This is a genomic window from Pantoea sp. A4, from assembly GCF_000295955.2.
In the GTDB taxonomy this organism is placed as follows: domain Bacteria; phylum Pseudomonadota; class Gammaproteobacteria; order Enterobacterales; family Enterobacteriaceae; genus Pantoea; species Pantoea multigeneris.
Window position 1 is genome coordinate 45133 of the sequence record NZ_ALXE01000004.1, and the last position, 12373, is coordinate 57505.

10 protein-coding genes and 1 other annotated feature are annotated in these 12373 nt (G+C 47.3%); of the genes, 1 reads left to right on the plus strand and 9 read right to left on the minus strand.

Translation table 11 applies throughout. The annotated features are described in order from the left end of the window. Window positions 1-2: 2 nt before the first annotated feature. The 8 genes from B880_RS0101490 to B880_RS0101520 all read right to left on the minus strand — a co-directional run bounded on the left by B880_RS0101490 (window position 3) and on the right by B880_RS0101520 (window position 10343). Complete coding sequence (locus B880_RS0101490; protein ID WP_017345616.1) at window positions 3-2102, minus strand: peptidase domain-containing ABC transporter; 2100 nt, start codon at window positions 2100-2102, stop codon at window positions 3-5. Next, window positions 2102-3379, minus strand: a complete 1278-nt coding sequence (locus tag B880_RS0101495; protein WP_017345617.1) for an HlyD family efflux transporter periplasmic adaptor subunit — start codon at window positions 3377-3379, stop codon at window positions 2102-2104. The genes B880_RS0101490 and B880_RS0101495 overlap by 1 nt, the downstream gene beginning before the upstream one ends. 471 nt (window positions 3380-3850) lie before the next feature. Beyond that, on the minus strand, window positions 3851-4180 hold the full coding sequence (locus B880_RS0101500) for a hypothetical protein (RefSeq protein ID WP_017345618.1): 330 nt from the start codon (window positions 4178-4180) through the stop codon (window positions 3851-3853). 434 nt (window positions 4181-4614) lie between these two features. After that, complete coding sequence (thrC, locus tag B880_RS0101505; protein WP_017345619.1) at window positions 4615-5901, minus strand: threonine synthase; 1287 nt, start codon at window positions 5899-5901, stop codon at window positions 4615-4617. A gap of 3 nt (window positions 5902-5904) precedes the next feature. Beyond that, window positions 5905-6834 (minus strand): homoserine kinase, encoded by a 930-nt coding sequence (gene thrB, locus B880_RS0101510; protein WP_017345620.1) that lies wholly within the window; start codon window positions 6832-6834, stop codon window positions 5905-5907. A gap of 2 nt (window positions 6835-6836) precedes the next feature. Continuing rightward, window positions 6837-9299, minus strand: a complete 2463-nt coding sequence (thrA, locus tag B880_RS0101515; protein ID WP_017345621.1) for a bifunctional aspartate kinase/homoserine dehydrogenase I — start codon at window positions 9297-9299, stop codon at window positions 6837-6839. Between the two features lie 25 nt (window positions 9300-9324). Continuing rightward, window positions 9325-9444, minus strand: a sequence feature (Thr leader region). Further along, window positions 9383-9451, minus strand: a complete 69-nt coding sequence (thrL, locus tag B880_RS27275; protein ID WP_071524358.1) for a thr operon leader peptide — start codon at window positions 9449-9451, stop codon at window positions 9383-9385. (Overlaps the previous feature by 62 nt.) A 187-nt stretch (window positions 9452-9638) precedes the next feature. Next, window positions 9639-10343: a tRNA/rRNA methyltransferase gene (locus B880_RS0101520; RefSeq protein WP_017345622.1), complete on the minus strand. Its 705-nt coding sequence runs from the start codon at window positions 10341-10343 to the stop codon at window positions 9639-9641. Window positions 10344-10937: 594 nt separating this feature from the next. On the opposite strand from B880_RS0101520, the gene arcA reads away from it, so the two are divergent. Next, window positions 10938-11654, plus strand: coding sequence for a two-component system response regulator ArcA (gene arcA, locus B880_RS0101530; protein ID WP_017345624.1), 717 nt, complete (start codon window positions 10938-10940; stop codon window positions 11652-11654). Window positions 11655-11723: 69 nt separating this feature from the next. Here arcA and creA read toward each other — a convergent pair whose 3' ends face one another. Then, entirely contained in the window at window positions 11724-12197 is a 474-nt protein-coding gene (gene creA, locus B880_RS0101535) for a protein CreA (protein ID WP_017345625.1), read from the minus strand. Window positions 12198-12373: the final 176 nt, after the last annotated feature.

Genomic DNA, 12373 nt, shown 5'->3' on the forward strand with positions numbered 1-12373 from the left:
GATCACTGCGCATCTGAAAGATGTAAAACAACATCAGCAGAGTCAATCGTTGTCTGACGGTGGGCAACGATAACTCTGGTGATATTGAGAGCAGAAATGGCCTGATTGATTTTCCTCTCATTCGCCGCATCCAGATGACTGGTTGATTCATCCATGAAGAGAATTACAGGCTGTTTATACAAAGCTCTGGCAATTAATATGCGCTGCTTTTGCCCGCCCGATATTGTACCGCCCAGTTCACTGAGTAACGTGTCATACCCCATCGGCAACGCCATAATCTCCTCATGGATGGAAGATTGCTTCGCGCAGAAAACAATACGCTCGCGATCCGGATTGGTGACAAAACTACTGATATTTTCGTTCACAGTGCCGGAAAGCAGTCGATCATCCTGCAGGACACAAGCTATCTGGCTACGGTAATTTCCCAGCCCATGCTTGCGGATACTCTTACCATTAACCTGAACCTCCCCTGATGAGGGCTGTAGTAACCCCGCCATGATTTTTAGTAATGTGGTTTTCCCCACCCCTGAACCACCGGTTATTGCCAAACTGCTGCCAGCAGGAACATCAAATGACAGGTTTTTGAAAATGGGTTGACTAAAATCATCGTAGCTAAATGCCAGATTATTACAGGAAAGGCTTAAACTATCTGTTGAAACAGGTAATAGAAGTTGGAGGGTACCTAAATCTTCCCCCTCTGATAAAAGGATATCGGATACCCTCTCCTGGTGTAGCGTCGCCATTTTTATCGTAACCATTGAATCAATAATATTCCCTGATCTCAGAGAAAACTCAGAGCGATAAATATTGAAAGCCATTAACATGCCGAGAGAGAGTTCATTCTGAATCACAAGTTGGATACCAACCCAGAGAACAATAATGGAGTCCAGGGCCGAGATCAGCCCTGACACGGTAGAATAAACAATATTAAACCGTGCAGATTTTAAATCAACATTCAATTCATTCACATTCAGATTATGCCAACAGGATAGTCGGGCACTTTGCATGTTCATACCCTTTATTGATGCTATGCAATAAAGAGTTTCCATGAAATGTGAGCTCTGCAACGCACTTTTGTGTATTTGCTCTGCGGATATCCTTCGGTAATAGCTATAAGTCACAATCCGTATCGATAGATAAATGAGCAAAAAAAACACAACTAAAAAATAGAGTACAGGAGAATACAGCATCATGATTACTGAAGCGCCAATCAATATGATAATATCCAGTAAGATTTGAATGATGTTGGTGGTAAAGGTCTCTCTTAAGGCATCGAGTGAATTAAATCTTGAGACAACATCACCGAGTTTTCTCCTCTCAAAGAAGCTAACCGGTAAATTGATTAAATGTCTGAACATAGATTTTCGCCAAAGCAGTTGTAGCTTCGTACCAAAAATAATGGCCATCCACTCTCTCATGACAGAGATGAATGTCTGGGTAATGGTCAGTAACAGCATCGCAATACAAATTAATGTCAAAAAACCATAGTCTTTCGCAGGAAGCACATGGTCCATCATCAATTGATTACCCATCGGGAGCAGCAGTGTGAAAAACTCTATAGTTAAAGAAAGAAAAAATATTTTAAAACAGGCACTCTTCAATCCCTGCACACCTGAAAAAAGCGCCTTAAGGGATATTAAATTCTTTGGCTCCACATTTTTTTCGAATCCTTTCGCTGGGCTGATCTGCAAAGCAACACCCGTGAAATGTTGTGATAACTCTTTTTTATTAACCTTAATTTCGCCCAATGCGGGATCGTGTAGGGTAAAATATCTTTTCTGTATTTTCGTAAGAACAACAAAATGCGTTAAATCCCAGTGCAGCACACAGGGTAATGTCAGCTCATGGATTTCATCAATATCAATAGACACAGGCTCTGTATCAAAGTGATATTTCTCTGCTAGTTTGTTGAGATCGTAAAGGTTCATACCTCGGGATGGAATATTGTTTTGACTTTTTATCTTGAGAAGATCAAGGTTAGCTCCATAGTAATTCATTACCATGAGTAATGATGTTACCCCACACTCAGCTGCCTCTGATTGCAGAATAACGGGCGTACGCTTTCTCCAGTTAAAATGAAGCCCATCATGATATTTCTCCATTAAACCGGCTCCGCAATGCTGGATTGAACTTCATATAATGGCGATAAAATCCATTGCCAGAGCGTTCTTTTTTCCAGAAAAAGAGTAACGCTAGCCGTCAGCCCATTAGAGAGCTCGATGAACCTCCCCTCATAATACAATCCTTTTTCTGATAGGCTGCAAATTATACGATAATAATTTCCGCCACTTTTTATTAGTTCCTCACGTGGTGCACTGCGATATGCAGCCATTTCTTGCAGGGTGGCTGGAACGGTAGATATTTCTTTTACTGCCCCGGTAAACTGACCGAATTTTTGCCAAGGAAAGGCATCGTAACGTACGTTTATTGCGGCATCAGAAATAAGATAGGGCATTGTTGTGTCCGGTACCCAGAGTGTCAGTAAATAATCACCCTCAAAGTCGGGTAATATCTGAGCCAGGCTATCATTAAACGTCACAAACTGGCCAAGGCTGGTATGCTCGGAGACTATCTTACCATCATGAGAAGCCGTGACATATATTTCACCTTCTGCTTCGGCCACTATTTTTTCCCTTAGAAGCTCCTGAATTTTCAATTCATGCTCTAATAATTTATTTTTAAACTCTATTCTGCGAGAGTTGATTTCTTTATCAATTGTCATTAGCTGTATATTTTCCTGTGCATTCTGAATTTTAATATCATTTAACATTCTTTCCTGCTGATAATAGTTATTTAATTGAGCTATGTAGTGATCATTAGTGATCATTCCCTTCCTACGATGCTCAGCATAATCACTTACAATATTTCCAAAATAATTCATAGACTGGCTTGTATTTTCTACCAATAGTGCAGATTGTTTTTCAAGATCGGAATATTTTTCTTTTTGACTTATTAACTCTGTTATCGTTATATTTTCATCCTCTCTGAGTCCTGACATAATCTCTTCTATTTTATCTATCTGCAATTCAATCCTCTTTTTTTGTTGATAAGGAACTTCACCACTAATATTCTCATTTCCGGTTGTTATTTTATAAATCCTCTGACCTTTTTTTATCATATCTCCTGTAGAAAAATATCTCTCTGAAATATAACCCTGATGATGGGATAATATGTTAATTGGTCTAACCGAGGATATTAACTCCCCATATACTTCTATTCGTTGCGTGTAGGACCCAAAGGTTATTAATAAACACATAAATGCTACTATCAAGGTTAAGATGAAGGAACAAAGCCAACTTTTTATTAAGTTTGACCTGAGTATGTGAGAATTTTTCACCTCATTCCTTTCAAATACTTCCTTTCTGAAAATATCAGACATGCTCCTCCTGTCAAAACTTCACATATAAAGCCCACAAATTACTCCTTTGTGGGCTTTATATAACCTTGAAAATTAATACTGGAAGATAAATATCAGATATACATGCTTATTAGGCTCTCAGGTTTCAACCTAAACCTTGTTCATTAACACATCTTAAACACACATTAAAGATGAAAAAATGAACATTCATAATTAATAGTCTAAAAAGATAATATTAAACATATTATTTACGAAGTGAAACGATAAAAAACATCATCTGAATACTTTCCTCACTAGCCATAATGCCACTTTAACAAGTGCTGATAAAGTTAATATGATAACCAACGGTCTTGATATCGACACAGGGAATTTAATCCAGTTATCAAAAGCTATGCCTGCACCACTGAGTAAGGAAGCTCCAAAAATCACACTCAGAAAAATAGAAATCCAGCTAACATATCGCTTCATGATTTTCCTCGTGTGTTATATCCTCTACCATTTACATTGTGCTCCATAATTTTGAGCGCCCCCCGAACCTTTACCATTATTGTTATTTGACGATGAACTCTCGTTTCTAAAACATCCACCCGCTATAGCCCCTCCTACCATCCCCACAGCCATTCCAGGTACTCCACCTAAACTACCGGCGAGTGTTCCACCAATAATTCCATCATTACAACTCTTGACGCGCTCGCTCATTGTTCCTCGCCTATCACCACGCCCTCCTCGGCTATCATTACTGACCCGACCATTGGAAGATTTATCCGCAAAGTTACCTGCACCTGAGACCATCATCATTTCTTCATTATTAAGCTTTTTCATAATTATTCCTTTGTAGTTAACAGGCCTTCATAAGAGGCACGCGAATAATTACTCAAAAGAGCCATACATTCAATAACACGACAGCTAATTAATGAAGTTCACTTTATGAATTAAAAACAAGACGCGACTCGCTTTTAATATAAAAATCGATAGCTATTGATAATAAAAATAAACTTTCATTGATACAAATCAAAAGATATTTATTTAAATAACACTTTTCAGATAAAAATTAGCGTGGCAGCTTAACTCTGGCTTATTTTATTATTTTGATTTTTTGTGACACAAATCTCATCATTAGATTTTTTTATAAATCCTTTGAGTCCCATACTGTTATTAATTTAACTTTATAACTAACTATTTTTAATGAAAAAAACCCGGCGATGCCGGGTTACGAGATACTTAACTGCACGAACACGTCATGTTGCTTGCAACATTCACGCCTTCAGTAAGAACGCGCGCAGTTCTGCGAAGTCCGCTGAGAGTTTGTGCGACAGCAGTTCCAGATCGGCGCGATCGGCCAGCTCTTTTGGCAGTGGCAATTCCTGGCCCAGAATCTCTTCAACGCTCTCTTTGAACTTCGCCGGGTGAGCAGTGCCGAGGAACAGGCCGAACTCGCCTTCCTGCAGCTGATCGCGCAGCAGGCGATAGGCAATCGCAGCGTGTGGCTCAGAGATATAACCGATATCGCGCAGTTCACGCACGGTCTCTTTAGTGGTTTCATCCGTCACTGCCCCGTAGGCCAGATCGGTCAAACGCCAGGTTTTGCGGCGGAATAGCTCTTCCACACGCGGCCAGTTATTTGGCTGGCTAACATCCATGGCGTTAGAGAGTGTCGCCACAGTTGGGTTTGGCGTCCACGCACCATTGCCGAGGAAGCGAGGTACGGTATCGTTCGCATTGGTTGCCGCGATGAAACGTTTAATCGGCAGGCCAAGGGATTTTGCCAACAGGCCAGCCGTCAGGTCACCGAAGTTACCGCTCGGGACTGAAATCACTAGCTGGTTGCGTTTATCTTGCGGCAACTGTGCTACCGCTTCGAAGTAGTAGCAGATCTGTGCCAGCAGACGGCTGATATTGATGGAGTTAGCGGAGTTCAGGCCAATCGCCTTCTTCAGTACTTCATCATCAAACGCCTGTTTCACCAGCGCCTGACACGCATCGAAGTCGCCATCAATCGCGATAGTTTCGATGTTGCCGCCCAGCGTACAGAACAGTTTTTCCTGCAACGGGCTGATCTTACCTTCTGGATAGAGGATCACCACGCGTACGTTTTTCATGCCGTAGAATGCATGGGCAACGGCTGCACCGGTATCACCCGAGGTCGCCGTCAGAATGGTGATTTGCTCATCTGAACCAGACACGTAAGAGAGCATCTGCGCCATGAAACGGCCGCCGAAGTCTTTGAACGCCAGCGTTGGACCGTGGAACAGCTCAAGACAGGAGATATCTTCACTGACTTTTGCGACCGGTGCCGGGAAGGCAAAGGCCGCTTTAACACGCTCAGCCAACTGATGGGCTGGGATCTCATCACCAATGAAGGCAGAGAGAATTTTGCTGCTACGGCTGACGAAATCCATTTCCAGCATGGCGTCGATATCCGTCAGTTCAAATTCCGGCAGTTCCAGTGGAAAAAACAGCCCCTGCTGTGAGCCCAGGCCTTGTTTAACCGCCTGTGCAAAGCTCACCTGCTCGTTATGATCCTTAAGATTGTAGAGTTTCATGCGTTATCCCAGTTTACGTGCGCCAGCCGTATCAAGACGGCAGATATGGACGAAGCCTTCATCGTTTTGCAGATAGTTTTCTTGCAGCCATGCTGCCATCTGCTGTGCCGTTTCCATTTGATTGCAAACAGCGAAAAGCGTTGGGCCGGAGCCAGAGATGCCACACGCCAGCGCACCGATTTCCAGCGCGGCCTGACGGGCTTCCGCAAAGCCCGGCAGCAGTTGGGTGCGATAAGGCTCAGCCACCACATCCTGCATAAGTTTAGCGGCCAGAGCCGGTTGGCGTGTGTGGCAGGCGTGAATAAAGCCCCCCAGCAGACGGCCATGCTTGATGATGTCGGATTTTGCGTACTGCGCGGGCAGAATGGCACGCGCTTCAGCCGTGGACACTTTAATGCCAGGGTAAGCCATCACCCACAGCCAGTCATCAAAACCAGGAACTTCCTGGCTGATGATGCCGTTCTCTTCCAGCATCAGTTGGATGCCGCCGAGGAAGCAAGGTGCCACGTTGTCAAAGTGGACGCTGCCAGAAATGCGCCCTTCGAGCTCGCCCATCAGCGCCAGCAATTCGGTATCGGTCAGCGGTTTGCCACAAAACTCATTCATCGCCATCAGTCCGGCAACCACTGAGCAGGCGCTAGAACCCAGACCTGAGCCAATTGGCATGTTCTTTTCCAGCTTCATTGCTACCGGAACCTGCTTGCCAATCGCTTCACAGAAGCGCTGCCAACATTGATAAACAATGTTTTCCTGCGGATTGGTCGGCAACTTGCTGACAAAACGCCCTTCGTTCACCAGGCTAAAGCTGTCAGCCGCTTCTACGGTAACGCAGTCACCCAACAACGTGCCATCTACCGGCGATACCGCCGCGCCCAGCACATCGAAGCCGACGCTAACGTTACCAATCGAGGCCGGCGCATAAATTTTAACCATTATCAGACTCCCAACTTCCACGACAGTGTGCGCAGCAGATCGGCGAATACGCCCGCTGCAGTCACATCATTTCCCGCACCGTATCCGCGCAACACCAGCGGAATGGGTTGATAGTAACGGCTATAGAATGCCAGGGCATTCTCGCCATTTTTCACTTTATACAGCGGATCGTTGCCATCTACCGCAGCAATCTGCACTTTGCACTTGCCGCCCTCTTCAATCGCGCCGACAAAGCGCAGCACTTTACCGGCATCACGCGCCTGCGCCACGCGGGCCGCAAACGCATTGTCCAGCTCTGGCAAACGCTGCATAAAGGTTTCGACATCAGCGATGGCGTTCAGCTCATCTGGCAACACTGCTTCAATTTCAATGTCGCTGAGTTCCAGCTGATGGCCCGCTTCACGCGCCAGAATCAGCAGTTTACGCGCTACGTCGGTACCTGAAAGGTCATCACGCGGGTCTGGTTCAGTGAAACCAAGCTCACGCGCCATTTTGGTTGCTTCCGAGAGCGAAACACCCTCATCCAGCTTGCCAAAAATAAAGGACAACGAGCCAGAGAGGATACCGGAAAATTGCAACAGTTCATCGCCCGCGCTCAGCAGGTTTTGCAGGTTTTCGATAACCGGCAGGCCCGCACCTACGTTGGTGTCGTACAGGAACTTACGGCGTGATTTAGCCGCCGCAGTACGCATCTGCTGATAGTACGCCCAGGAAGAGGTGTTGGCCTTTTTGTTCGGCGTCACCACGTGGAAGCCTTCGCCGAGGAAATCAGCATACTGATCGGCCACCGCCTGGCTAGAAGTACAGTCCACAATCACCGGATTAAGCAGATGATACTCCTTCACCAGACGGATCAGGCGACCGAGATTCAACGGCTCTTTGGCTTCTGCTAACGCAGATTCCCAGTTGCCCAGATCGATACCGTGAACGTTAGTTAGCAGCGCACGGGAGTTAGCAATCCCGCAAACGCGCAGATCGATATGTTTCTGTTTCAGCCAGGCTTGCTGACGGCGTAACTGCTCCAGCAAGGCTCCGCCAACACCGCCAACGCCCACCACGAACACTTCAATGACCTGGTCAGTAGCGAACAGCATCTGGTGCACAACACGCACGCCAGTGGTGACCTCATCATTGCTCACCACCACCGAGATAGAACGCTCCGAAGAGCCCTGAGCGATGGCCACAATATTGATGTTCGCCCGGGCCAGTGCCGAGAAGAACTTCGCTGAGATGCCACGCAGCGTGCGCATACCATCACCCACCACCGAAATGATCGCCAGGCGCTCAATCACTTCCAGAGGGTCCAGCAGGCCATCTTTCAGCTCAAGGTAGAACTCTTCTTCCAGGATACGACGCGCTCGCGCCTGCTCGCCCTGAGGGACGCAGAAGCTGATGCTGTATTCGGAGGAAGACTGGGTGATCAACACCACAGAAATACCCGCACGTGACATCGCGGCAAACACCCGCGCGGCCATACCGACCATGCCTTTCATCCCCGGCCCGGAGACGTTGAACATGGTCATGTTATTCAGATTGGTGATGCCTTTTACCGGGCTGTCATCCAGCTCGCTGCTGCCACCGATCAACGTGCCCGGCGCTTGCGGGTTCGCGGTGTTTTTGATCAGGCACGGGATCTGGAACTGCGCAATCGGAGCGATGGTGCGAGGATGCAGCACTTTCGCACCAAAATAGGAGAGCTCCATCGCCTCCTGATAAGACATCGATTTCAGTAAACGGGCGTCCGGCACCTGGCGTGGATCGCAAGTATAAACACCATCGACATCGGTCCAGATTTCACAGCAGTCAGCGCGCAGGCACGCGGCCAACACCGCCGCAGAGTAGTCAGAACCGTTACGGCCCAGTACCACCAGCTCACCGCGATCGTTACCGGCGGTGAAGCCTGCCATCAAAATCATATTCTGCGCAGGGATCTGGCTCGCGGCGATGCGGCGGGTTGATTCTGGAATATCGACGGTCGATTCAAGATAGTGGCCCACAGCCAACAGCTTCTCTACCGGATCGATCACGGTGACGGCATAACCACGCGCCTGAAGCAGCGCTTCCATGACGGCAATAGAGAGTTTTTCACCGCGACAGATGATGGCCGCATTGACGCTATCCGGACACTGCCCCAGCAGGCTGATGCCATGCAGGACTTGTTTAAGCTGCGCGAACTCCTGCTCAACGCGACGTTTAACACCCGCCAGGTCAAACCCCGGCGTGGCATCAGCCAGGCCTTGCAGCAGGCTGGCGAAAATTTGTTCGGCATCGCTGATGTTGGGCTGAGCGTCCTGCCCACTGATGGTTTTCTCAATCATCGCCACCAGATGGTTCGTGATTTTTGCGGGTGCAGAGAGCACGGTGGCAACCTGTCCCTGCTGCGCATTACTTTCAAGTATATCGGCAACGCGTAAAAAACGTTCCGCGTTCGCTACCGAGGTCCCACCGAATTTCAGCACTCGCATGTTAAAACTCTCCTGAATTTATGCCGAAAAAAAAGCCCGCACTGGTTAGGTGCGGGCTTTTTTCTTTGTTTTTCCTGTATGCGTCAGCCCGCACCGTTACCTGTGGTAATGGTGGTGGTAATAATGGTAATAATCAGGCTGTTTGTACGCATTGAGATTTTTTCTGTCTGTCTTTTTAAGTCTGTCCTGTCTTCCAGAAGTAAAGCAAAGTGCTATGTAAGTCAACGCATTTGTCCATTTGGACACTTTTTCAACACTGCGCAATCATGCGCCAGATCACCCTGATTTCTGCTGTATTGATTAAAAAAGCATAGGCAAATGCGATCTGTTGCTGAAGAACTACGCTTTTCCAGCGGAATTATCTATAAGTTTTTTTTCTACGTCATGCAGCAGACGATGCAACATGGCGCTGTCACGCTGCGCCAGCAGGCCAAGGCGCTGGTCGATCCAGTCCGCCAGTTTACGATCGTCACTGACTTCCAGCTGGAGCAAGAGTTGCTCCAGTCGTTGGCGCAGTGCCTGAAGCTGCTGACCATCCGCTGGCGCTTCTACCTGCGCCGCCACTTGATTGAGTGAGGCCAGTTGATAGCAGTACACCATCACCGCCTGACCAAGATTGAGCGAAGGGTAATCGTTCGCCATCGGAATGCCGGTCAGCAGGTCCACCTGCTCCAGCTCCTCATTCGTCAGCCCGCTATCTTCACGGCCAAACACCAACGCCATGCTGTTGACCCATTGACGCTTCTCCTGCAACAACGTCTCGACCTGCTGTGGCGTGGCATAGTAACGAAACTTTGCCCGGCTACGCGCGGTAGTCGCCACTGAGAAGTCAATATCCGCCAGCGCTTGCTCCAGCGTGTCAAACGTTTGCACCGTATCAAGAATTTCACCTGCGCCATGGGCAACACGCCGGGCGGCGGGGTCCTGCCAGGCGTCACTGGCAACGATACGTAACTGGGTAAAGCCCATGGTTTTCATGGCGCGCGCTGCCGCACCAATATTTTCCGGGCGAGCAGGAGAGACGAGAATAAGAGGGAAATGCATGTTTCTTTCACCGGTTCATAAGATATCGCGGCCTATGTTGGCATGCAGCGCCCGGAATTAACAGCACTCAGCAGAAAGGAAAAGGAGATGTTAATAATGTTAAAAGACAGAAAAAATGTGCCACCCTCTGTTTTTAAGTCAAAGAACGAGATTTATCTTTGCTATGTAAATAAAAACATTTTAATTCAAAGCAATGAAATATAATCTCTGTAAAAAGGAGACAATCTCAGACAGGTCTTAAGATGTAGCAAAAATGCTGCATTTTGTGAGCTAAGCTGGCATTCCAGGAGAAGTTTTTCACAAAAGTGTTAACGTGCTACACTTGCATTTGATATAAGTCAACGAAGCGTTTTTTTTATGCTTCTCGGTTGTTGTTGGTGCTGTAAGGTTGCTGTTAATACGGTTAGGATATGCACCAATCATTCCGGGGCATGCAGCATTCATCCTGACTGGCTGAGCTAACTCTGTTGTTGACGTTGATGCATCGTGTATCAATTACATAATTTCGTATAGTGGTTCATTGTTGCTGAACCCGGTAATATTACCGCTGTACGCCCTGTTTTCGATTTGTTGGCAAATTTTAGGTAGCGAGACATGCAGACCCCGCACATTCTTATCGTTGAAGACGAACTGGTCACCCGAAACACGCTCAAAAGTATTTTTGAAGCGGAAGGCTACGTCGTTTATGAAGCCACTGATGGTGCCGAAATGCACCAGGTGTTGACAGAAAATGATGTCAATCTGGTGATTATGGACATTAATCTGCCAGGGAAAAATGGCTTGTTACTGGCACGTGAATTGCGTGAACAGGCAAACGTTGCACTGATGTTCCTGACCGGCCGTGATAATGAAGTTGATAAAATCCTTGGGCTGGAAATCGGCGCTGACGATTACATCACCAAACCATTTAACCCACGTGAGCTGACGATTCGTGCCCGCAATCTGCTGTCACGTACCATGAATCTGGCCGTACCAAGTGACGAGCGTCGTCTGGTAGAAAGCTATCGCTTCAATGGCTGGGAGCTGGATATCAACAGCCGTTCACTGGTCAGCCCAAATGGCGAACAGTACAAACTGCCACGCAGTGAGTTCCGCGCGATGCTGCACTTCTGTGAGAATCCGGGCAAGATCCAGACCCGTGGCGATCTGCTGAAGAAAATGACCGGCCGTGAACTCAAGCCGCATGACCGTACTGTGGACGTCACTATCCGCCGTATTCGTAAGCACTTCGAATCAACGCCAGATACCCCAGAAATTATCGCCACCATTCATGGTGAAGGTTATCGCTTCTGCGGTGAGCTGGAAGGTTAAGTCTTTACGTATCCGCTGGCCGCTAGCGGATACGCTCTTCATCCTGCTTTCAGATTAGCCCGTTGGCTTTTAGTGCCAGGGCATAATCGGAACTGCACTGATCGCATTCTTCGGTGAACCATCGACCACCTTGTCGGAATAACTCAGGTACACCAACGCGTTGCGTTTTTTGTCAAAGAAGCGTACAACCTGCAACTTCTTAAACAGTAATGACGTGCGCTGACGAAATACAATATCGCCCTGCGCTTTGCCCTGCGTAATTTTGTCGTTAAGCTCTACCGGGCCCGTTTGTTGGCAAGAGATGGCAGCATCGGAGGTATCTTCAGCCAGCCCCAAACCGCCTTTAATGCCGCCGGTTTTTGCACGACTAATGTAGCAGGTGACATTTTTAACATCAGGGTCATCAAAGGCTTCCACCACAATTTTATGATCCGGTCCGAACATCTTAAATACCGTATCGACGGAGCCAATCTCCTCGGCGATTGCCGGGCTGCTCAGTGCCAGTGTGGTGAGCGCTGCGATCAGAATGCGAATTGTTGACATTGGGTTACCATTGCAAGATTTATCGTTAAAACGGTAATGTACGGGGAAACCGATCATTGACCAATACATGGCAGAGTAAAAACTGCATTGATATAGCACAATCAACCACACAAAACCCGCCAGTTAAATTGTGCATTTAGTGCTATCATTCAGCGACTTCGTTTAGCTGCAACACC